This is a genomic window from Streptomyces triticagri (assembly GCF_003429565.1).
In the GTDB taxonomy this organism is placed as follows: domain Bacteria; phylum Actinomycetota; class Actinomycetes; order Streptomycetales; family Streptomycetaceae; genus Streptomyces; species Streptomyces triticagri.
Genome location: NZ_QUAK01000237.1, coordinates 18,822 through 39,286, shown reverse-complemented (window position 1 = coordinate 39,286; position 20,465 = coordinate 18,822). Strand labels below are relative to the sequence as shown.

The window sequence follows — 20,465 nt, the reverse complement described above, 5'->3', positions numbered from 1 at the left end:
TCGGTACAAGAAAGCGAGCACTACGACAGCCATGGCTGAGGCTCAGAATCTCCCGGTGGGCTCGACCACCGCCGGTGCGGTGGCGGTCGCCGCCGAGTCCACCGTCGCCACGCGCATGAGCGCGCCCCCGTCCTTCGACGTCGCCGACTTCCCGGTCCCGCACGGCCGGGAGGAGGAGTGGCGCTTCACGCCGCTCGAGCGGCTCAAGGGCCTGCACGACGGCACGGCGAAGGCGGACGGCGTCCTCAAGGCCGACATCACCGCTCCCGACGGCGTGACCGTCGAGGCGGCCGGCCGGGACGACGCGCGCGTGGGCAGGGCCGGCACCCCGGTCGACCGGGTCGCCGCGCAGGCGTACTCCGCCTTCGAGAAGGCCACCGTCGTCTCGGTGCCCAAGGAGCAGGTGCTCACCGAGCCGGTGCGGGTCACCCTGCACGGCGAGGGCGGCACCACCTACGGGCACACCGTCTTCGACGTCGGCGCCTTCGCCGAGGCCGTGATCATCATCGACCACACCGGTGACGCCGTGCGCGCCGCCAATGTCGACTTCCTGGTCGGCGACGGCGCCAAGCTCACCGTGGTCTCCGTGCAGGACTGGGACGACACCGCCGTGCACGTCTCCCAGCACAACGCCCTGCTCGGCCGCGACGCCTCCTTCAAGTCGGTCGTCGTGACCTTCGGCGGCGACGTGGTCCGGCTGCACCCGCGGGTGCAGTACGCGGGCCCCGGCGGCGAGGCCGAGCTCTTCGGCCTGTACTTCACGGACGCCGGCCAGCACCAGGAGCACCGCCTCCTGGTCGACCACAACGTCCCGCACTGCAAGTCCAACGTCGTCTACAAGGGCGCGCTGCAGGGTGACGACGCACACGCCGTATGGATCGGCGACGTCCTCATCGAGGCCGCCGCCGAAGGCACCGACACCTACGAGATGAACCGGAACCTGGTCCTCACGGACGGCGCCCGGGTCGACTCGGTGCCGAACCTCGAGATCGAGACCGGCGAGATCGTCGGCGCGGGCCACGCCAGCGCCACCGGCCGTTTCGACGACGAGCAGCTCTTCTACCTGATGGCCCGAGGCATCCCCGAGAAGGACGCCCGGCGGCTCGTCGTGCGCGGCTTCTTCGCCGAGCTCGTCCAGCAGATCGGTGTCCCGGACATCGAGGAGCGCCTGATCGCCAAGATCGAGGAAGAGCTGGAGGCGTCCGTCTGATGACCTTCGTACGCGCCTGTGACCTCGGTGACCTCGAGGAGGACACCCCGAAGCGGGTGGAACTCGACGGCACACCGGTCTCGGTCGTCCGTACCGAGGGCGAGGTGTTCGCGATCAACGACATCTGCTCGCATGCGAACGTCTCGCTCTCCGAGGGCGAGGTGGAGGACTGCCAGATCGAATGCTGGCTGCACGGCTCCGCGTTCGACCTCCGTACCGGTAAGCCGTCCGGTCTTCCCGCGACGCGCCCCGTCCCCGTATACCCCGTAAAGATCGAAGGGGACAGCGTCCTGGTGGACGCGACGGCCCCCCTCTTCCAGGAGTCCTGAGGCACCCATGGCAACGCTTGAAATCCACGACCTGCACGTCACCGTCGAGGCCGACAACGCCACGAAGGAGATCCTCAAGGGCGTCGACCTGACCGTGAAGCAGGGCGAGACCCACGCCATCATGGGCCCGAACGGCTCCGGCAAGTCGACGCTCGCCTACTCCCTCGCGGGTCACCCCAAGTACACGATCACCGGCGGCACCGTCACCCTCGACGGCGAGGACGTCCTCGAGATGACCGTCGACGAGCGCGCCCGCGCGGGCCTCTTCCTCGCCATGCAGTACCCGGTAGAGGTCCCCGGCGTCTCCGTCTCCAACTTCCTGCGCACCTCGGCCACCGCGATCCGCGGCGAGGCACCCAAGCTGCGTACCTGGGTGAAGGAGGTCAAGGAGACCATGGAGCGGCTCAACATGGACCCGGCCTTCGCCGAGCGCAATGTCAACGAGGGCTTCTCCGGCGGTGAGAAGAAGCGCCACGAGATCCTCCAGCTCGAGCTGCTCAAGCCGAAGATCGCGATCCTCGACGAGACCGACTCCGGCCTGGACGTGGACGCCCTGCGCACCGTCTCCGAGGGCGTCAACCGCGTCCGCGAGACCGGCGAGGTCGGCACGCTCCTGATCACGCACTACACGCGCATCCTGCGCTACATCAAGCCCGACTTCGTGCACGTCTTCGCGAACGGCCGCATCGCCGAGTCCGGCGGCGCCGAGCTCGCCGACAAGCTGGAGGCCGAGGGCTACGAGGCCTACACGAAGGGTGGCGCATCCGAGTGACTGTGGCCCATCAGGGGCTTACCGGCCTCCTCGACACCGAGGCGATCCGCAAGGACTTCCCGATCCTCGACCGGGAGATCCACGACGGCAAGAAGCTCGTCTACCTGGACAACGCGGCGACGTCCCAGTCACCCCGCCAGGTCCTCGACGTACTCACCGAGTACTACGAGAAGCACAATGCCAACGTGCACCGCGGCGTCCACGTGCTCGCCGAGGAGGCCACGGCGCTGTACGAGGGCGCCCGCGACAAGGTCGCGGAGTTCATCAACGCGCCGAGCCGTGACGAGGTGATCTTCACCAAGAACGCCTCCGAATCGCTCAACCTCGTGGCCAACATGCTCGGTTGGGCCGACGAGCCCTACCGGGTCGACCACGAGACCGAGATCGTCATCACGGAGATGGAGCACCACTCCAACATCGTGCCGTGGCAGCTGCTCTCGCAGCGCACCGGCGCGAAGCTGAAGTGGTTCGGCCTCACCGACGACGGCCGTCTCGACCTGTCCAACCTGAACGAGGTCATCACCGAGAAGACGAAGATCGTCTCCTTCGTGCTCGTCTCGAACATCCTGGGCACCCACAACCCGGTCGAGGCCATCGTGCGCCGCGCCCAGGAGGTCGGCGCCCTGGTGTGCATCGACGCCTCACAGGCCGCGCCGCACATGCCGCTCGACGTACAGGCCCTGCAGGCCGACTTCGTGGCCTTCACCGGCCACAAGATGTGCGGTCCGACCGGCATCGGTGTGCTGTGGGGACGCCAGGAGCTGCTCGAGGACCTGCCGCCGTTCCTCGGCGGCGGCGAGATGATCGAGACGGTGTCGATGAACTCGTCGACGTACGCTCCGGCGCCGCACAAGTTCGAGGCCGGTACGCCGCCGATCGCCGGGGCCATCGGGCTCGGCGCGGCGGTGGACTACCTGAACTCGATCGGCATGGAGAAGATCGCCCGGCACGAGCACGCGCTCACCGAGTACGCCGTGCAGCGGCTGCTCGAGGTGCCCGACCTGAAGATCATCGGCCCCGTCACGGCCGAGGACCGCGGCGCGGCGATCTCCTTCACGCTCGGCGACATCCACCCGCACGACGTGGGTCAGGTGCTCGACGAGCAGGGCATCGCGGTCCGGGTCGGACACCACTGCGCACGTCCGGTCTGCCTGCGGTACGGAATTCCTGCGACCACACGAGCGTCGTTCTATCTGTACTCCACGCCGGCCGAGGTCGACGCCCTGGTGGACGGCCTGGAGCACGTACGGAACTTTTTCGGATGACCGACACGGCGGCTGAGGGACTGGGCTGACTGGTGAAGCTGGAATCCATGTACCAGGACGTGATCCTGGACCACTACAAGCACCCGCACGGGCGCGGTCTGCGTGACGGCGACGCCGAGGTGCACCACGTCAACCCGACGTGCGGCGACGAGATCACGCTGCGGGTGAAGTACGACGGCTCGCGCATCGCGGACGTCAGCTACGAGGGGCAGGGCTGCTCGATCAGCCAGGCCAGCGCCTCGGTGCTCAACGAGCTGCTCGTCGGCAAGGAGCTCGACGAGGCCCGGCGGATCCAGGACGTGTTCCTGGAGCTGATGCAGTCCAAGGGCAAGATCGAGCCGGACGACGCCATGGAGGAGACCCTGGAGGACGCGGTCGCGTTCGCCGGCGTCTCCAAGTACCCGGCCCGGGTGAAGTGTGCTCTGCTGAGCTGGATGGCGTGGAAGGACGCGACGGCCCAGGCCCTCGGCGAGGACCGTGACAACGCTGTGAGGAAGACCGCATGAGCGACGAGACCGCGACGCTGAAGCCCGCATCCGAGGAAGAGGTGCGCGAGGCGCTGATGGACGTCGTCGACCCCGAGCTGGGCATCGACGTCGTCAATCTGGGCCTGATCTACGGCATCCACATCGACGACGCCAACATCGCCACCATCGACATGACGCTCACGTCCGCGGCCTGTCCGCTGACCGACGTCATCGAGGACCAGGCGAAGTCCGCCACGGACGGCATCGTGAACGAGCTCCGGATCAACTGGGTCTGGATGCCGCCGTGGGGCCCGGACAAGATCACCGACGACGGCCGCGAGCAGCTGCGCGCACTCGGGTTCAACGTCTGACGCTCGCGTTCGACGTCTGAGCCGATCCCGCACGATCGAGCCGGGCCGGTGCGCCGGACCGCTGTCGGGCCCCGTACCCCTGACCGGGTACGGGGCCCGCTGCGTTCCCGGGCCGCGGTGCCATGTCCCCGGTCGCGCGCGACAGTGTCAGAGGCGCCCGGTACAAAGGGCGCATGAGGCTTGAGCAGGGTGTGGGTGAGGACCGGGCTCCGGGCGAGGACGACGGCCCGGTGGTCCGGGTGCGGACGGGCGGCGCGGTGCGCGGCCGGTACGAGACGGTGCGGTCCGGCGAGTCCGGCGAGTCCGGCGAGTCCGGTGCGTCCGGTGGGGCAGCGGGGGAGCGGCTCGCGGAGGATGGCGCGGCCCGGCGGATCGCGGTGTTCCGCGGCATTCCGTATGCCCGGCCGCCCGTCGGCGCCCTGCGGTTCATGCCGCCGCAGCCGGCCGAGCCGTGGGACGGTGTACGGGACGCGGGAGCCTTTGGACCGACCCCGCCCAAGGTGCCGTACACACCGGCCTTCGCCGCACTCCTCAGCGACCCGGCGATCCCCGGGGACGACTGGCTCACTGTCAACGTCTGGACCCCCGACCCGTCCCCGGCGGCGCGTCTGCCCGTCATGGTGTGGATCCACGGCGGCGCGCTCACCCGCGGCTCGTCGGCTGTCCCGGTGTACGACGGCGCGGCCTTCGCACGCGACGGTGTGGTCCTGGTGTCGCTCAACTACCGCCTCGGCGTGGAGGGTTACGGCCTCTTCCCGGACGCGCCGCCCAATGCCGGCCTGCGCGACCAGCTCGCCGCCCTGACCTGGATACGGGACAACATCGCGGCGTTCGGCGGCGACCCGGACGCCGTCACGGTCTTCGGGGAGTCCGCCGGTGCCATCAGCATCGGCGCACTGCTCGCCGTACCGTCCGCCCGCGGTCTCTTCCACCGGGCCGTACTGCAGAGCGGGGCGCCGGAGACCGTGCCGTGGGACGACTCCCGACGCATGGTGCGGCGGATGGCCGGGCACCTCGGCACACCCGCCACCGCGGCCGCCTTCGCGGAGGCGGACCCCGTGCGGCTGCTCGAAGCCCAGGCGAGGGCCGGGCGGCGCGGCAGCCCGCTGCTCGGCGGCCCCCGCTTCGGCATCGTCGTCGACGGGGACCTGGTGCCCAGCGAACCGCTGCCCGCCCTCCTGGACGACTGGGCGGCTGCGGAGGTGGACCTGCTCCTCGGCTGGACCAGTGACGAGCACCGGCTCTGGCTGGCGCCGACCGGGGCCGGCGATCGGATCGGCCGGCTCGGACCGCTGGCCGACGCGGCGGTCGCGCTGCGCTGCGGGGTGGGCCCCCGGGTGCCGCGCGGCTACCGGACGGCGCGGCCCGCGGTCCCCACCGGCGACCGCGTCGGCCAACTGGTGACCGACCACCTCCTGCGGCGTCCTCTGCGGAGGCTCGCGGACAGCCGGGCCACCGGCGCCCCCGCCCATGTGTACGAGTTCGCCTGGCCCTCCGGAATACCGGGCCTCGGTGCCTGTCACGCCCTCGAACTGGGCTTCGTCTTCGACATCTTGGCCGTACCGGAGGCCGCGATGCTGGCCGGCCCCGATGCGCCACAGGTCCTGGCCGAGACCATGCACACCGCCTGGACCCGCTTCGCCACCTCGGGTGACCCGGGCTGGCCGGCCTGGGACGCCACCCACCCGGTCCGGGTGTTCGGCGGCGAGGGGCCTCCGGTGGTGCACGGCCTGCGCGACCGGGAGTTGGAGGTGTGGGAGGCGGCCGGCTGAGGACCGACCGCCCTGCGACGACGGCGTGACTCAGCCACTCAGCCGTCGAAGGCCGTTGCCCGGGCCACCTTCTCCCATGCGGTGATCTCCGCGCGCACGCCGTCCAGGTGACCGAGCACCGCGTCCACCCCGTCGTCGCCCAGCGGCAGATGCAGCGGGGTGCGCTCCGCCGCAAGCGCGGCCCGGATCGCCGCGGCCGCCTTCGCCGGATCGCCGGGCTGCTCGCCGTCGCCCGTGGCGACCATGGTGCGGGTGGCGCCCACCGCTGTACGCCGAGAACCCGGCGAACGACGTCGGAGCCGAGATCGCCGGCATCGAGGAGACCTACGAGGCGTTGGTGGACGGCCGCAGAGTGTGCCTCGTCGCGGCGGGCAACGCCCCGCTGGTCACCCTGGGCGGCGTGGTCACCCGCCCGGTGCGGGGCATCGAGCCCAGCCGGCTCGCGCTCGCCTGGCGGGCGGACGGCCCCGGTCCGCTCGTGACCGCGTACGCCCGGGCCTGCCGGCAGGTGGTGGCGGCAGGCTCGTGAGGCCACCGGACGCCGCGCTGTGTACAGGCGTACGCAACGATGTGTACCCTCGTACACATGCCATACGGACTGCTGGCCGCGGCCATCGCCGCGGAGGTCGCCGGGACCACGGCGATGAAGTACAGCGAGGGCTTCACGAAGCTGTGGCCCTCGCTCGGCACGCTCGCGGGATACCTCCTCGCGTTCACGATGCTCGCCCAGGCCCTGAAGTCCATGCAGGTCGGCACCGCCTATGCGATCTGGGCCGGAGTCGGCACCGCGGCGGTCGCCGCGATCGGCATCGTCTTCCTCGGCGAGAGCGCGAGCGCGGCCAAGCTCGCCGGGATCGCCCTGGTGATCGGCGGCGTCGTGCTGCTGAATCTGGGCGGTGCGCACTGATGGCCAGGCGCTACGATCCCGAGCGCCGGCAGCGCATCATCGACGCGGCGATCCGGGTGGTCGGCCGCGCCGGCATCGCGGGCCTCAGCCACCGCTCGGTGGCCGCCGAGGCCGATGTGCCGCTCGGCTCCACGACGTACCACTTCAAGAACCTCGACGATCTGATGGTCGCCGCACTGCGCCAGACCAACGAAGGCTTCGCCAAGGCGGTCAGGAGCCAGGGCGCCTTCGAGGATCCCCGCCGCGACCTCGCCGAGGAACTGGCCCTGGTGACCGGCGCCTGGCTCGGCGGCGAGCGCGCGAGCACCGAGCTGGAGTACGAGCTCTATCTGGCCGCCCTGCGCCGCCCCGCCCTGCGCCCCGTGGCCGCCGAGTGGTGCACGGAGCTCTCCGACCTGCTGGCCCGGCGGACCGACCCCACAACGGCCTGCGCCCTGGTGGCCCTCGTCGACGGCATCTGTCTGCAGGTCCTCCTCACCGGCAGCGACTACGACGAGGCGTACGCCCGCGAGATGTTCGGGCGGGTGCTGCGGGGCTGACGAGCGGCTGTGGGGCGGGCGCCCGGACGGTGAGACCGGTTCGCCTCGGTCGGGGCGGGCCGGTTAGGTTGGCGTTCATGACCGACACGACTGCTACTCGCACCACCGGCGCCGTCGCCGCCGGCCTCGCCACCGTCACCGCCGACGGCACCGTCCTCGACACCTGGTTCCCCGCCCCCGAGCTCTCCGACGCCCCCGGCCCGGCCGGCACGGAGCAGCTGACCGCCGAGCGTGCGGTCGAACTGCTCGGCGCGGGCGCCGCCGAGGCGCTGCGCGAGGACGCGTTGCGCGGCGTCCGTATCGTCGCGGTCCGCACGGTCATCGGCTCCCTCGACGACAAGCCGCTCGACGCGCACGACGTCTATCTGCGTCTGCACCTGCTCTCGCACCGCCTGGTCAAGCCGCACGGGGTGAACCTGGACGGCCAGTTCGCCTTCCTGCCCAACGTGGCCTGGACCTCGCTCGGCCCCGTCGCCGTCGACCAGCTCGAGACGGTCCGTCTGAACGCCCGCGCGGCCGGCCTGCACCTCTCGGTCACCAGCGTCGACAAGTTCCCGCGGATGACGGACTACGTGGCGCCGAGGGGCGTCCGGATCGCCGACGCCGACCGCGTCCGGCTCGGTGCGCACCTCGCCGAGGGCACCACCGTCATGCACGAGGGCTTCGTCAACTTCAACGCGGGCACGCTCGGCACCTCCATGGTCGAGGGCCGGATCTCCGCGGGCGTCGTCATCGGCGACGGCTCCGACATCGGCGGCGGCGCCTCCACCATGGGCACCCTCTCCGGCGGCGGCAAGGAGCGCATCGTGATCGGCGAGCGCTGCCTGATCGGCGCAGAGGCGGGCATCGGCATCGCGCTCGGCGACGAGTGCGTCGTCGAGGCCGGCCTCTACGTCACGGCCGGCACCCGGATCACGATGCCCGACGGCCAGATCGTCAAGGCCCGCGAACTCTCCGGCGCGAGCAACATCCTCTTCCGCCGCAATTCGGTCACCGGCGCCGTCGAGGCCCGCCCGAACAACGCAGTCTGGGACGGCCTCAACGACGTCCTGCACAGCAACAACTGACCGTCCCCACCGGCGGTCGTGCGGTGGCGGGTGGTGTGTCCTCGTGAGGGGTGCGCCGCCCGCCGTTCGTTTGTGGGGTGGGGTCAGGTGGTCGTCAACCGGGCGTGGGTGTCGAGGAGTTCGCGGGTGCGGTCGGGTGGCGCGGGGCGCAGGGGTGGGCGGACCGGGCCCGCCGGGAGGCCGAGGGCGCCGAGCAGGGCCTTGGCCGTGACCGTGCCGGGCAGGCCCGCGCACATCATCGACTGCGTCAGTGGCAGCGCCCGCAGCTGCAGATCGGCGGCGCGGGCCGTGTCGCCGGCGTCGAAGGCGTCCAGGATCGCGCGCAGCGGGCCCGGGGCGGCGTTCGCGACGGTGCTGACGAAGCCGGTGCCGCCGAGTGCGTACAGCGGCAGGATGTACTCCTCGCAGCCCGGGTAGTACGCGAGATCGCTGCCGGCCATCACCCGCTGGGTGCCGAGCAGGTCGTACGCGCAGTCCTTCACGCCGACGATGCGCGGGTGCTCGGCGAGCCGCAGCAGGGTGTCCGGTTCGATGCGGGTGCCGGTGCGGCCGGGGATGTCGTACAGGAGCACCGGGAGGCCGGTCGCGTCCGCGACGTCCGTGAAGTGCGCGGCCACCGCGTCCTGCGGCGGGCGGGTGTAGTACGGGGTGACCACGAGCAGTCCGTCGGCGCCCGCCCGCTCGGCCGCCCGTGCCTGCTCGGCGGTGTGCGCCGTGTCCGCGCTGCCGATGCCGGCGACCACCGAGGCCCGGTCGCCCACGGCCTCGGACACCGCACGGAAGAGCAGGGACTTCTCCGTGTCGCTCAGGGTGGCGGACTCCCCGGTGGTGCCGGAGAGCACCAGGCCCTCGCAGCCCTGCTCGACGAGCCGGGAGGCGAGTTGCTGCGCTCCGTCCGGGTCCAGGGCGCCCGCGTCGGTGAAGGGCGTGATCATCGCGCAGAGGGCGCGGCCGAAGGGTGCGTTCATGTCCGTAGTGTCGGCGCTCGGGTTGTTCACATCCACTTAAAAATTCTTCAGGGTGACGGGTAGGAATGCTACGGGGTCGCCCCGGCGGCGGTCAGTGGCCGAAGCGGACCTCGAGACCCGGCAATTTCAGGGCCGGCGCGGGTCCGTCGCCGGTGACCGTCACGGCCACCAGGCGCTCCTCGTCGCCCTTCTCGAAGAGTACGGTCGCGCCCGGCAGCGGTACGCAGGCGCCGACCGCATCGATGCCGACCAGCTCGCCCAGGCCGTGGGCCGCCGCCTGCGGGTCGGGTGCGGTCACGACGAGGCCGCTGAGGTCGTGCGGGCCGCGCTCGTACGCGTCCGGGTCGACGCCGGCGAGCAGCTCCTCGCGCGGTGGGTCGTAGGTGATGAAGAAGGGATGCCAGGACGGCCCGCCCCGCACGAACACCTCGACGAACGAGACGCCGTGCTCGGCCATGCGGATCTCGATCTCCTCGACCTGGTGCCCCGCCGCGCGCAGCCGGCCGGCCGTGGCGCGGGCATCCGCGACGTGCACTGCGAAGGTGAGCGCGCCCGCCGGCCCCGGCAGTGCCTCGATCGCGGGGCGCAGCAGTTCCACGCCTCGCGCGAAGAGCGAGGAGCGCACCTCCTGCGGGTCGGTGACCGTCAGGATCTCCACATAGCGGGTGTCGAGGCGCCAGCCGCCGTTCTGGAAGCCGCTGACGGCGTCGTTGGTGTGCGCGGGGAGCCCGGCCGCCCGGTAGTCGGCGACGGCCTCGGGCACGTCGGGTACGTAGTGCAACAGGTGGTCGAAGGAAGGGAGTTCGGCGAAAGTCGTCATGAAGTAAGGCTACCCTTACTTGCTCTTGACGGCGGAGGGTTGACTTCAACCTTGCTTCAAGTTTCAGGATGGTGATCACCGGACGGCGGACCGCCGTCCCCCTGCACCGTCGAGGAGTTGACCATGTCCGTGCACACCGGCCTCCTGCCCCGTATCGGCAAGCCCGGCGAAGGGCTCGCCTTCAGCAGCACCTGGCGCGTGGGCACCCCGGAGCGACAGCGCGCCGCCGTCGACGCCATCGCCCGCGCGTGGCAGAGCCGGCCCTGGCCGCATACGGGCCTGCTCTCGTACAGCGTCTACATCGGGACCGACGGGGACACCCTGATGCACTATTCGCAGTGGCGGAACCATGACGCCTACGAGGACTTCGTCCGCACCGAACGCTCCGACCGGAACGCGGACATCGACGCCGCCGTCCCCGGCATCGAGCGGGTGGCCCTGCACAAGTACGAGCTCTACCGCAGCGGCCACTCGGGCGACTCGTCCCGGCAGCCGGGCTGCATCGTCGCCGTGGAAGTGGAGTTCGACGGACCCGACCCGCGGCGCCAGCGCGCATGGATCGACACGGTCTTCGAGGCGCTGGCGTCCGACGAGCCGCACCCCGGCGGGATGGGGGCGCACTTCCACACCAGCACCGACGGCACCAGGGTGCTCAACTACGCCGAGTGGGAGAGCGAGCAGGCCCATGTCGATGCACTCGCCGCCCCCGGCGACGGCGTCGGCTCGGCGACCGAGGCCTGGCACCGCGTCCAGCACTTCCCGGGCCTGGTCCGCAGCACGGTCACGCGCTACGTACCGGCCATCAGCCTCAGCCCGCGGTGAAGCGCAAGGGGGCGGGCCGGCGATCCCGCCCCCTCGAGCGTCACGGCTCGAAGCGCAGCACCTGCGGATCGTGGTCGCTGTTCTGCTCCGCGAACTCGGCGTTGATGTGCACGCTGTCGTAGGAGAAGCGGCGGATCGACGGGCTGGTCAGGATCTGGTCCAGGACCTGGCTGTTGCCCTGGTAGACGTACGAGTACCGCTCGGACCTCGGCAGCGAGGTGACCGCCGCACGCAGCGCTCCGCCGTCGGTGAGGGCCTTCGTGGTGGCCGAGAACTCGAAGTCGTTGATGTCGCCGAGGACCAGGACATCGGCCTTCCGGTCGGCCTTCAGAAGCTTCTTGGTGAAGGCGTTCACCGTCTTGGCCTGCTGCAGGCGCTGGGCCTCGGAGGAGCGGTTCGGCGGCTGGTGGTGCGAGGTCAGGGACTCGTCGCCGCCCTTCGAACCGAAGTGGTTCGCGATCACGAACACGCTGCGGCCGCGGAAGGTGAACTCGCCCGCGAGCGGCTTGCGGCTGTCCAGCCAGGCATCGTCCGCCGGGTCGATCCGGCCGGGGGAGTGGGTGAGCGCCGCGCGCCCGTGCGAGCGCACCACGTCCGTGGCGGTCGTCGCGTCGCCGCCCGGCCGGTCGGTGAACGACACCCGCTCGGGGTTGAAGAGGAAGACCTGCCGGATGTTGCCGCCCGGCTCACCGCCGTCCTTCTTGTCCTCGGGGTCGATGCCGCGCCACTCGTACGCGGGCCCGCCCGCCGCCTCGATGGCCGCGGTGAACTTCTCCAGGGTCGCCTCTGCGCTCACCGTGCCGTCGTCGGTGGCGCCGTTGTCGTCCTGGATCTCCTCCAGCGCGACGATGTCCGGGCTCGCCAGATTGCGGACCACCGCGTCGGCGAGCGCGTCGAACTTCTCCTGCGGATCGCCCGCGTCCAGGTTCTCCACGTTGTAGGTGGCGACGGCCAGTTCGCCCTTGCGCTGCGGTCGGGCGTGCTCACGCTCGAGGCCCTTGCGCTCGACGGTGACCGGGGTGCGGGCGGTCAGTGTGTAGCCGCCGAACTGGTTGAAGTCCAGGGGCCCTTCGGTGCGGCCCGCCAGACGGTCACCGACGTCGGCCTTCGGGAACGGCTGCTCGGCGACCGGCGTCAGCGACTGGATCTGCAGCCGGCCCGAGTTCTGCGCCGAGTAGTCGCCGTAGACCGTGCCGCCGCGCCGGTTGCGGTTCTCGCCCGGCTTCACCGTCACCCACAGCTCGTCGTACGGGTCGGTGGCACCCGTGACACGGGAGGGGCCGACCCTCACGTTCATGCCTTCCAGGGACTCGTAGAAGTCCAGGGCGTACGAACGCGGTTGCAGCGGAAGTGAGTTGATGCTCCCGTCGTCGGCCGCGTCACCCTCGGGGGCGTAGGCGTCCGGCACCGAGCGGGCGTCGATGACGGTGGCCGGCGGCAGCTCGTTGCCGGAGGAGACCACGGTGACCGCGGGCTTGGTTATCTGGGTGAGCGACTGGTTGCCGGATTCCGCGCCGCCCGGCACGTACTCGGTCACCGTGCCCGAGACCAGCACCGCATCCCCGGCGGTGACGGTCGGCGACGCGTCGCCCGTGTACACGAACAGGCCCTCGCTGGTCGCCGGATCGTCGTCCTGGTCCCCCTCGGCCGACTGGATCCAGAACCCTCGCGAACCGTGGTCCCGCACCCCGGTCACGATCCCGGCCACCTCGGCGACCTGCTCACCGTCGTACGGGCTGAGCCGGGTGCTGCCCTGGATGTCGTGGATCGCGGGGCCGGCCGCAGCGGCGGAACCGGCGCCCGCCGCGGTGAGCAGCCCGGCCGCGAGAGCGGTGCTGACGACGGCGGCGACGGCCGCGGAACGGCCGCCCGAGGCCGCTGGCGCGGTGCGGGTCGCGGTGCGATTCGCGGTGAGAGTACGGCGTGGCATCGGGGGACTCCGTGAGGGGTGAGGGGGACCGGGGGAGTTCTACGCGCGTCAATCTCTTGTGTGGCCAAGGGAGTTGTCAAGGGACGCGCGGTGTACGCACCCCGACCGGAACATGAACGTCATCGGCGGCGCCGGTCCCGCCCGGGAACATGACGACGGCGCTCGCCCGGCCGGCCGTTCCCGGAAGAGGGATCCGCCGGACCAGTGGGCCGTTTGGGGTGAAATCCGTCTACGCTGGGGCCCGCCCGACCCCGTACGCGCAAGGAGACCCCGCCGATGTCCGCAGAACCAGCGCCCCTGCCGCCGGTGCGGCTGCACCCCGAGGCGCAGCTGGCCCGCGACGCCCTTGCCGCCCCTCTCCTCGCCAGGGCCGTACGCATCGCCCGCTGGGCCGGCCCCGAGACCCGCGTCGGTGCGGGCGGCGAACTGATCGACGAGCAGCTCCCGGCCGCCGCCGCACACCTGGGCTTCGCCGAGGACGACGAGGACGGCCCTGCGCATGCGAGCGAGGCCTGGCGGGTGGCCGTCGACATCGGCCTCCTGGAGGTCACCGACGGCGAGGAGGGCGCGGGCGAGGACGGCGGGGACACCGACGGCACCGTCACCGCGGGCGAGGATCTCGCCCTGGTCACCTCGGGCAGCCCCGGCGATGTGCTCGGCCTCTGGCTCGGCGCCCTCGACACCGTGCTCGCCGACGCCACCGCACCCGACCTGGAGGACATCCTCGGGGCGATCGAGGACGGCGGCGACATCGACCTCGGACAGCTCGACTGGGACCCGCAGGCCGAGGCCGACTTCCTGGACGGCATCCTCGGCAATCTCTACCTGCTCACCGTCGGCGAGGGCGGCACCGGCGACTCCGCGGCCGAGGCGGTCCCGCTGCCCGCGCTCGCCGCCTCGATGATCGTGCCGGAGGACATGGGCGAGCCCACGGACGACGTCCTGGAGCAGGTGTCCGACGCGATGATGCGCCTCGACGACCAGTTCCGGATGCTCGAGCCCACCGGACTCGTCGAATTCCGGCCGGTGGACGAGGAGTTGATGGCCGAGGCCGGCGACGACCCGGCGCCGGTCGAGGACGACGAGGACATCTCCCGATACGGCATGGTCCGGCTCACCGCGCTCGGTCTCTACGGCGTACGGGCCCGGATGCTGGAGGCCGGCGTGGACGCCCCGGCCGTCGGCGACCTCGCCGACAAGGGCGCGGACACCCTGCTCGCCGCCACCGCCGAGTTCCCGCAGGAAGCGGCCCGCGCCGAGACCGAACTCTGGCTCGACGGCCGCGAACCGCTCGCCGCCGCCCGGGAGCTGCTTGCCGCGGCCCGCGGCGACGACGAGTCCGCGCCGCTGCGCAGGCTCCGCTGCCAGCAGGCCCTCTCCCTGACCGGCCGCGAGGCCGAGCCGGCGCTGCGCGAGGTGCTGGACGACAGCCGGCTCGGCGGGCTCGCCCGGGTCTGGCTCGCGGAGCACGGTGCGGCCGACGTCCCGCCGCCGCCGGAGGCGATGGTGTACTGGCTGACCGTCGACACCATCGCGGCCCAGCTGCAGGCCGAGGGCAACTCCGAGGAGCTGCAGGGCCTGGTCGAGGGCCTCGCCGAGCAGCACAGCGGCTTCTTCGACATCGCCTGGCGGGTCGACCACCCCGCGACCGCCGATGTGCTCGAGGCCATGGGGCGGCTGCATCCGGACAAGAAGGTCGCCAAGGAGGCCCGCAAGGCGGCCTTCAAGGCACGCTCGCACGGCGGCCGTTAGGCGGGGATCGCGCGGATGGGCGGGGGCGGCCGAGGGCTTCCGTCCACCGGTCCGGGCGGTCGCCGGCCGGTGGACGGCCGTCAAGTCCGCAGGTACGACGCCCCGTTCAGGTCCAGGACCGTGCCCGAGGCCCACTCCGCCTCGGGGGACGCCAGCCAGCGGACCGCCGCCGCGATCTCGTCCGCCTCCGCCACCCGGCCGAAGGGACTCTGGGCGCGGATCGCCTCGCCCTCCGCCCCGTCGAGCCGGTGCGCCACCCGCTCCGTACCGAAGAATCCAGGGGCCACCGAGGCCACCCCGATCCCGTACGGCGCGAGCGACACCGCGAGGGACTGACCGAGCGCGTGCACCGCCGCCTTGGTGGCGCCGTACGCAGGATGGTCCGGCTCGCCACGGAAGGCGCCGCGCGAACCGATGTTGACGATGCGGCCGCCGGTGCCCTGCTCGATCATGCGGCGGCCCGCGAGATGGCTCAGGTTCGCCGTCGCGAGCACATTCACCGCCAGGTGCTGCTGCCACAGCGCCGACCAGTCCTCGTACGACGTCTCGGGCAGCGGATGCGGGAGATTCACCGCGGCGTTGTTGACCAGCACATCCACCCCGCCGAGCCCGGTCACCGCCTCCTCGAAGACGCGGCGCGCCTCCTCGGGATCCGCCAGGTCCCCGCCGGTGAGCACGTGGCCGTCGCCCTCCAGGGCCGCCAGAGTCTCCTCGGCGGCGGCACGGCGCGTTCCGTAGTGGACGGCCACCCGGTCGCCGTCGCGGGCGAAGGCCCGGGCGACGGCGCGGCCCAGGCCGCGGGCCGCCCCCGTCACGAGGACACGGCGGCCGGTTTCGGTGCGGGGCATGGCTGCGGGCCTTTCGACGTACGGAGTTCAACCTGCGTTTATACGCGGGCGGGAGCGTGTGTGCGCATCCGGGCCCTCCCGGGCCGCCGAACAATCTACGGAGAATCCATGCCGCTCACCCGCAGGGACTTCACCCGGCGCTCGGCGCTCACCGGCGCCTCGGTCGCCCTGGTCGGCACGGCCGGCGTACTGGCGACCACGGACGGGGCGCTCGCCTCGCAGGACGGCGCGGACGGCGCATCGGACAAGCCCGCGGAGGACAAGGGCTCGCACGGTCCCGGCTACGGGCCGCTCGTCCCCGACCCGGACGGCATCCTCGCGCTGCCCGCCGGCTTCCGCTACCGCATCCTCACCCACAGCGGCAGGACCAGGCTGGAGTCGGGCGAGTTCACGCCGTCCAACCACGACGGGACCGCCACCTTCGAGGGCCCGCGCGGGGCGACCCTGCTGGTCAACAACCACGAACTGAAAGGCCCCCGGTCCGACTGGGAGCACCCGGTGCCGCTCACCGACGGACTGGTCTACGACCCGGCGGCCGCGGGTGGCTGCACGGTGGTCGAGGTGCGGCGAGGCGGTGAGGTGTCCGAGTGGGTGGGCATCGCCGGTACCTCCACCAACTGCGCGGGCGGACGCACCAGTTGGGGCACCTGGCTGACCTGCGAGGAGAACACCGACCGGGCCGGCGAGAACGGCATGACCAAGGACCACGGCTATGTCTTCGAGGTCGACCCGCAGGACCGCCGGGCCAATCTCGACCCCAAGCCCCTGAAGTTCTTCGGCCGTTACGACCACGAGGCGGTCGTCGTCGACCCGAAGCGCGGCCACGCCTACCTCACCGAGGACGCCGATGGGCCGAACGGCCTCCTCTACCGCTGGGTCCCGCCGCAGGGCTTCCGGCACGGCCGCGGCACATACCGCGGCCTCGCCGACGACGCCGGGGTGCTGCAGGCCGCCAAGTGCTTCGACGTGTCCGGCCGGTTCGTCGACGACATCTCCCGGGCGACGCGGATCGGGGCCGTGTACGGGGTCGACTGGGTCGATGTGCCGGACCGCGACGCGCGCACCGTCGACGTACGCAAGCAGTTCAAGGACTCCGAGGTCACCCGCGGCCGCAAGCTGGAAGGCATGTGGTGGGCCGACGGCGGCGCCTATGTGGTCTCCTCGTACGCGCGCGACGAGAGTCCCGGTGCGGCGCACGACGGACAGGTGTGGTTCTACGACCCGAGGCGGCGGACACTCACGCTGAAGGTGCTGCTCAAGGTCAATGCGGACCCGTCCGAGCCGGGTGGGTTCGACGGGCCCGACAACATCACGGTGTCGCCGTACGGCGGTCTGGTCATCGCCGAGGACGGCGAAGGGCTGCAGCATCTCTTCGGCGCCACCGACAACGGACGCACCTATCCGATCGCGCGCAACGAACTGAACACCGGCACCGAGGACGATCCCGAATACAGCGAATTCACCGGAGTCGTGTTCTCCCCGGACGGCCGTACGCTCTACGCCAACATCCAGACACCCGGAATTCTGCTGGCCATCACCGGACCCTGGAAGCGCCAGTCCAAGAAGTGACCCGCGGCGCCCCACCCGCAGGCCCGCCGGCCCTCCCCGACTCCTGAACCCTCCCCGGCTCCCGGCCGTCGCCGTAAAACCCTTGGCGCGGCCGGGAGTCGGGGTTCTAGAGTCTTGTTCGTCCAGGTGCGAAGGCAGGACCTACTTCCACTCTTGATGGGGCGGTCGCGGGTTCGACTCCCGCCTCCGGTACGTATGTGCCGGAGTAGCTCAGCGGTAGAGCACCACTGGTGGTTCCGCCGACTCCGAACTCTGGACAGCACGGACTCGTGCACCTCCCGGTGCGCAGGCGGCGGCTACTTCCTTTCCCGAAATGTGCCGCAGCCGTCCTGGATCTCGGGAGGCTCGAGTTCGCTGTTCACCGTTCGGAATTCGCGCCCACTGTTCATCGTTCGGAATTCGGGGGAATTCTCATGGCGCGGTTCAACACCAAGGCGGCCCCGCGGGGCAGCACTTCCGCGGTGCGTTCGTCCGGACACACGGCGCTCACTCACGAGGGCGGCCGCGGACATCTCCGTGACGCACGCTCGGAACTCTTCCTGCTCGCCGTCGCCAACTTCGTCTCCCAGCAGACCTTCTACGAGTCCGGCGCCGACCGCGACGACCGCTTCGGCGCACTCGTGCGGCGTCTCGCCGTCCAGGACGCGGAGTGGACCGCGGGTCTGCTGGCCTGGATGCGCACCGAGGGGCAGCTGCGGACGGCGTCCCTGGTCGGCGCCGCCGAATACGTCAAGGCGCGGCTCGACGCGGGCGCGACCGACGGCCCGGCGAACCGTCAGGTCGTCGCCTCCGTACTGCGCCGCCCCGACGAGCCCGGTGAGCTCCTCGCCTACTGGACCGCACGCCACGGCCGCAACATCCCCAAGCCCGTCAAGCGCGGCATCGCCGACGCGGTACGGCGCCTCTACCACGCCCGGTCCCTGCTCAAGTACGACACCGGGACCAAGGGCTACCGATTCGGCGACGTCCTGAACGTGGTGCACGCCGCGCCCGACCCGGCCAAGCCGTGGCAGGGCGAGCTGTTCCGGTACGCGCTCGACCGCCGGCACCACCCGGAATCGGCCGAACCACCCGTCCGGGACCGGACGTTGTGTGCACATCGCGCACTGATGGCCCTTCCGGTCGCCGAGCGGCGGGGCGTGGTCACCGGTCCGGGCGGCGCGGAGCGGCTCGCGGAGGCCGGGATCACCTGGGAGGCCCTCGCGGGCTGGCTGCAGGGGCCCATGGACGCGGCGGTCTGGGAGGCCGTCATTCCGTCGATGGGGTCCATGGCACTCGTCCGTAATCTGCGGAACTTCGACGAGGCGGGAGTCGGCGACGAGGTCGCGGCGACGGTCGCGCGGAGGATCTCGGACCCGTCCGAGGTCGCCAAGTCGCGCCAGTTCCCCTTCCGTTACCTGGCCGCGTATCAGCATGCGCCGTCGCTGCGCTGGTCGTACGCACTGGAGCAGGCCCTCGGCCACTCGCTCCGGAACGTCCCGTCGCTGCCCGGCCGCACGCTGGTCCTGGTGGATCGCTCCGGTTCGATGTTCTTCTCGCGGCTGTCGGATCGTTCGGAGCTCACGCGGGCGGATGCGGCCGCGGTGTTCGGCACGGCGCTCGCGATGCGTGCGGAGAAGGCGGATCTGGTCGAGTTCGGGTCGACGAGCGCGGCGGTGAAGTACCGCGAGGGAGAGTCCGTCCTGAAGGTGCTCGACCGTTTCCACGACCTGGGCGGTACGGACACGAGTGGTGCGGTGCGGCGGCACTTCGGGAAGCACGACCGGGTGCTGATCGTCACGGACGAGCAGTACGGGTCCGCCGGGCGCGGGCCGACGGAGCTGATTCCTGCGGGGGTTCCGGTCTACACGTGGAACCTGGCCGGGTACCGGGTGGGCCACGGGCCGTCCGGGGACGGGAAGCGGCATGTATTCGGAGGGCTCTCCGATGCGGCGTTCCGTCTGATTCCGATGATCGAGGCGGGCCTCGACGGGGCTTGGCCCTGGCTCACGTCCAGCCCTCGGCCGCATGTGGGCTCGTCCGGCGCTTGAAGCGCTGGGGCCGCGCCGGGTGTCGTCGATCCGTTGCGGCCCTCCGAGGCCTACGCTGCGGACGATGATTGAGACCATCGTGTTCGACGTGGGTGAGACCCTCACCAAGGACGACCGCTACTGGGCATCCTGGGCGGACTGGCTGGGCGTACCGCCGCACACCGTCTCCTGCCTCGTCGGCGCCGTCGCGGCGCAGGGGCGCGAGCAGGCCGACGCCCTGCGGCTGCTCAGCCCGGACATGGACATCGCCGCCGCGTACCACGCCCGGGAGTCCGCAGGCCGCGGCGAGCATCTCGACGAGCGTGACCTCTACCCCGACGTACGGCCCGCCCTCGGTGGCCTGCGCGAGGCGGGCCACCGCGTGATCGTCGCGGGCAACGCCTCGGCCCGTGCGGCCGAGTTGCTGCGCGATCTCGACCTGCCCGCCGATCTCGTCGTCACCTCCGGCGACTGGGGCGTGGCCAAGCCGGATCCGTCGTTCTTCGAGCGGATCCTCGAGGTGTCGGGGGCCGGTCCGGCTCAGACCCTGTACGTCGGCGACCACCCGGCCGAGGACATCTTCCCGGCCCGGCAGGCCGGACTGCGCACCGCGCATCTGCGGCGGGGGCCCTGGGGCCATCTGTGGGCGGAGGATCCGGACGTGGTCGCGGCGGCGGACTGGCGGATCGACGGCCTGACCCAGCTGGCGGCCGCGGTCGCGGAGTGAGACCGCGCACGAACCGGCCCCCGTCTCCTCGTCGTTCGAGGAAACGGGGGCCGTGTGCGTACTTGGCCGGGCGCGGCCTGCTCAGTAGCCCTCACCGTAGTCGTCGGCGGCCGGCGCGACGTTCCAGTCGTTCTCGGTCTGTGGTGCGACGTTCCAGTCGTTTTCGCTCTGTGGTGCGACGTTCCAGTCGTTTTCGCTCTGTGGTGCGACGTTCCAGTCGTTCTCCGCGGCCGCGGCGCCCGCGCTCGCGGCGATTCCGCCGGTCGCGAGCAGTGCCACCGCCGCGGCACGGGCCACGGTCTTTGTGATCGTCATGCTTAC

The 20,465-nt window shown here is 71.5% G+C and carries 20 protein-coding genes and 2 pseudogenes; 16 read left to right on the top strand and 6 right to left on the bottom strand.

Features of this window, described 5'->3' with window-relative positions; translation table 11 throughout:
• Positions 1-31 precede the first annotated feature (31 nt).
• The 7 genes from sufD (at position 32) to DY218_RS32820 (ending at position 6,186) form a co-directional block, all read left to right on the top strand.
• Positions 32-1,210: a Fe-S cluster assembly protein SufD gene (gene sufD, locus DY218_RS32850; RefSeq protein ID WP_128559840.1), complete on the top strand. Its 1,179-nt coding sequence runs from the start codon at positions 32-34 to the stop codon at positions 1,208-1,210.
• Positions 1,210-1,539 carry a non-heme iron oxygenase ferredoxin subunit gene (locus tag DY218_RS32845; protein WP_128559839.1) on the top strand — a complete coding sequence of 110 codons (330 nt, stop codon included), beginning with the start codon at positions 1,210-1,212 and terminating at the stop codon, positions 1,537-1,539. Before sufD ends, DY218_RS32845 begins: the two co-directional genes overlap by 1 nt.
• A gap of 7 nt (positions 1,540-1,546) precedes the next feature.
• Positions 1,547-2,311 (top strand): Fe-S cluster assembly ATPase SufC, encoded by a 765-nt coding sequence (sufC, locus tag DY218_RS32840; protein WP_128559838.1) that lies wholly within the window; start codon positions 1,547-1,549, stop codon positions 2,309-2,311.
• Positions 2,308-3,576 carry a cysteine desulfurase gene (locus DY218_RS32835; protein ID WP_128559837.1) on the top strand — a complete coding sequence of 423 codons (1,269 nt, stop codon included), beginning with the start codon at positions 2,308-2,310 and terminating at the stop codon, positions 3,574-3,576. Before sufC ends, DY218_RS32835 begins: the two co-directional genes overlap by 4 nt.
• 32 nt (positions 3,577-3,608) lie before the next feature.
• Positions 3,609-4,082 (top strand): Fe-S cluster assembly sulfur transfer protein SufU, encoded by a 474-nt coding sequence (sufU, locus tag DY218_RS32830; RefSeq protein ID WP_128559836.1) that lies wholly within the window; start codon positions 3,609-3,611, stop codon positions 4,080-4,082.
• On the top strand, positions 4,079-4,414 hold the full coding sequence (locus tag DY218_RS32825; protein ID WP_128559835.1) for a metal-sulfur cluster assembly factor: 336 nt from the start codon (positions 4,079-4,081) through the stop codon (positions 4,412-4,414). Before sufU ends, DY218_RS32825 begins: the two co-directional genes overlap by 4 nt.
• 173 nt (positions 4,415-4,587) lie before the next feature.
• Positions 4,588-6,186, top strand: a complete 1,599-nt coding sequence (locus DY218_RS32820) for a carboxylesterase/lipase family protein (RefSeq protein ID WP_128559834.1) — start codon at positions 4,588-4,590, stop codon at positions 6,184-6,186.
• A 38-nt stretch (positions 6,187-6,224) separates the two neighbouring features.
• Here the strand turns inward: DY218_RS32820 and DY218_RS32815 are convergent.
• A pseudogene (locus DY218_RS32815) lies at positions 6,225-6,449 on the bottom strand (short-chain dehydrogenase/reductase); the annotation flags it as partial.
• 29 nt (positions 6,450-6,478) lie between these two features.
• On the opposite strand from DY218_RS32815, the pseudogene DY218_RS32810 reads away from it, so the two are divergent.
• From DY218_RS32810 to dapD, 4 genes and pseudogenes are all read left to right on the top strand, one after another.
• A pseudogene (locus DY218_RS32810) lies at positions 6,479-6,715 on the top strand (LysR family transcriptional regulator); the annotation flags it as partial.
• A 57-nt stretch (positions 6,716-6,772) separates the two neighbouring features.
• Positions 6,773-7,093: a DMT family transporter gene (locus tag DY218_RS32805; protein WP_128559833.1), complete on the top strand. Its 321-nt coding sequence runs from the start codon at positions 6,773-6,775 to the stop codon at positions 7,091-7,093.
• Complete coding sequence (locus DY218_RS32800; protein WP_128559832.1) at positions 7,093-7,632, top strand: TetR/AcrR family transcriptional regulator; 540 nt, start codon at positions 7,093-7,095, stop codon at positions 7,630-7,632. The genes DY218_RS32805 and DY218_RS32800 overlap by 1 nt, the downstream gene beginning before the upstream one ends.
• A gap of 77 nt (positions 7,633-7,709) precedes the next feature.
• The gene (gene dapD / locus DY218_RS32795) at positions 7,710-8,699 is read left to right on the top strand and encodes a 2,3,4,5-tetrahydropyridine-2,6-dicarboxylate N-succinyltransferase (RefSeq protein ID WP_128559831.1); all 990 of its coding nucleotides are present in this window, start codon (positions 7,710-7,712) and stop codon (positions 8,697-8,699) included.
• An 83-nt stretch (positions 8,700-8,782) separates the two neighbouring features.
• Here the strand turns inward: dapD and dapA are convergent, their stop codons facing one another.
• The gene (gene dapA / locus DY218_RS32790) at positions 8,783-9,667 is read right to left on the bottom strand and encodes a 4-hydroxy-tetrahydrodipicolinate synthase (RefSeq protein ID WP_128559830.1); all 885 of its coding nucleotides are present in this window, start codon (positions 9,665-9,667) and stop codon (positions 8,783-8,785) included.
• Between the two features lie 91 nt (positions 9,668-9,758).
• The gene (locus DY218_RS32785) at positions 9,759-10,487 is read right to left on the bottom strand and encodes a VOC family protein (protein ID WP_128559829.1); all 729 of its coding nucleotides are present in this window, start codon (positions 10,485-10,487) and stop codon (positions 9,759-9,761) included.
• Positions 10,488-10,610: 123 nt separating this feature from the next.
• On the opposite strand from DY218_RS32785, the gene DY218_RS32780 reads away from it, so the two are divergent.
• Entirely contained in the window at positions 10,611-11,309 is a 699-nt protein-coding gene (locus DY218_RS32780) for an antibiotic biosynthesis monooxygenase (RefSeq protein WP_128559828.1), read from the top strand.
• Positions 11,310-11,349: 40 nt separating this feature from the next.
• Here the strand turns inward: DY218_RS32780 and DY218_RS32775 are convergent, their stop codons facing one another.
• Positions 11,350-13,239, bottom strand: a complete 1,890-nt coding sequence (locus DY218_RS32775) for an endonuclease/exonuclease/phosphatase family protein (RefSeq protein WP_128559827.1) — start codon at positions 13,237-13,239, stop codon at positions 11,350-11,352.
• Positions 13,240-13,515: 276 nt separating this feature from the next.
• Here DY218_RS32775 and DY218_RS32770 point away from each other — a divergent pair, with 276 nt between their 5' ends.
• A complete protein-coding gene (locus DY218_RS32770; protein WP_128559826.1) occupies positions 13,516-14,991 on the top strand; it encodes a hypothetical protein in 1,476 nt (491 codons plus the stop codon).
• A gap of 80 nt (positions 14,992-15,071) precedes the next feature.
• On the opposite strand, the gene DY218_RS32765 is transcribed toward DY218_RS32770, so the two are convergent.
• Positions 15,072-15,839, bottom strand: a complete 768-nt coding sequence (locus DY218_RS32765) for an SDR family NAD(P)-dependent oxidoreductase (protein WP_128559825.1) — start codon at positions 15,837-15,839, stop codon at positions 15,072-15,074.
• Positions 15,840-15,947: 108 nt separating this feature from the next.
• Here DY218_RS32765 and DY218_RS32760 point away from each other — a divergent pair, with 108 nt between their 5' ends.
• The 3 genes from DY218_RS32760 to DY218_RS32750 all read left to right on the top strand — a co-directional run bounded on the left by DY218_RS32760 (position 15,948) and on the right by DY218_RS32750 (position 20,144).
• The gene (locus DY218_RS32760) at positions 15,948-17,408 is read left to right on the top strand and encodes an alkaline phosphatase PhoX (RefSeq protein WP_128559824.1); all 1,461 of its coding nucleotides are present in this window, start codon (positions 15,948-15,950) and stop codon (positions 17,406-17,408) included.
• A gap of 413 nt (positions 17,409-17,821) precedes the next feature.
• Positions 17,822-19,438, top strand: a complete 1,617-nt coding sequence (locus DY218_RS32755) for a TROVE domain-containing protein (RefSeq protein WP_128559823.1) — start codon at positions 17,822-17,824, stop codon at positions 19,436-19,438.
• 67 nt (positions 19,439-19,505) lie between these two features.
• Entirely contained in the window at positions 19,506-20,144 is a 639-nt protein-coding gene (locus DY218_RS32750; RefSeq protein ID WP_128559867.1) for an HAD family hydrolase, read from the top strand.
• An 81-nt stretch (positions 20,145-20,225) separates the two neighbouring features.
• Here the strand turns inward: DY218_RS32750 and DY218_RS32745 are convergent, their stop codons facing one another.
• Positions 20,226-20,459, bottom strand: a complete 234-nt coding sequence (locus tag DY218_RS32745) for a hypothetical protein (protein WP_233522023.1) — start codon at positions 20,457-20,459, stop codon at positions 20,226-20,228.
• Positions 20,460-20,465: the final 6 nt, after the last annotated feature.

Coding starts and splice junctions, on each gene's coding strand:
- dapD (WP_128559831.1), top strand. CDS start 7,710: ATGACCGACACGACTGCTACTCGCACCACCGGCGCCGTCGCCGCCGGC.
- DY218_RS32820 (WP_128559834.1), top strand. CDS start 4,588: ATGAGGCTTGAGCAGGGTGTGGGTGAGGACCGGGCTCCGGGCGAGGAC.
- sufD (WP_128559840.1), top strand. CDS start 32: ATGGCTGAGGCTCAGAATCTCCCGGTGGGCTCGACCACCGCCGGTGCG.
- DY218_RS32760 (WP_128559824.1), top strand. CDS start 15,948: ATGCCGCTCACCCGCAGGGACTTCACCCGGCGCTCGGCGCTCACCGGC.
- DY218_RS32805 (WP_128559833.1), top strand. CDS start 6,773: ATGCCATACGGACTGCTGGCCGCGGCCATCGCCGCGGAGGTCGCCGGG.
- DY218_RS32770 (WP_128559826.1), top strand. CDS start 13,516: ATGTCCGCAGAACCAGCGCCCCTGCCGCCGGTGCGGCTGCACCCCGAG.
- DY218_RS32785 (WP_128559829.1), bottom strand. CDS start 10,487: ATGACGACTTTCGCCGAACTCCCTTCCTTCGACCACCTGTTGCACTAC.
- DY218_RS32765 (WP_128559825.1), bottom strand. CDS start 15,839: ATGCCCCGCACCGAAACCGGCCGCCGTGTCCTCGTGACGGGGGCGGCC.
- dapA (WP_128559830.1), bottom strand. CDS start 9,667: ATGAACGCACCCTTCGGCCGCGCCCTCTGCGCGATGATCACGCCCTTC.
- DY218_RS32800 (WP_128559832.1), top strand. CDS start 7,093: ATGGCCAGGCGCTACGATCCCGAGCGCCGGCAGCGCATCATCGACGCG.
- DY218_RS32780 (WP_128559828.1), top strand. CDS start 10,611: ATGTCCGTGCACACCGGCCTCCTGCCCCGTATCGGCAAGCCCGGCGAA.
- DY218_RS32755 (WP_128559823.1), top strand. CDS start 17,822: ATGGCGCGGTTCAACACCAAGGCGGCCCCGCGGGGCAGCACTTCCGCG.
- DY218_RS32845 (WP_128559839.1), top strand. CDS start 1,210: ATGACCTTCGTACGCGCCTGTGACCTCGGTGACCTCGAGGAGGACACC.
- DY218_RS32745 (WP_233522023.1), bottom strand. CDS start 20,459: ATGACGATCACAAAGACCGTGGCCCGTGCCGCGGCGGTGGCACTGCTC.
- DY218_RS32825 (WP_128559835.1), top strand. CDS start 4,079: ATGAGCGACGAGACCGCGACGCTGAAGCCCGCATCCGAGGAAGAGGTG.
- sufC (WP_128559838.1), top strand. CDS start 1,547: ATGGCAACGCTTGAAATCCACGACCTGCACGTCACCGTCGAGGCCGAC.
- DY218_RS32775 (WP_128559827.1), bottom strand. CDS start 13,239: ATGCCACGCCGTACTCTCACCGCGAATCGCACCGCGACCCGCACCGCG.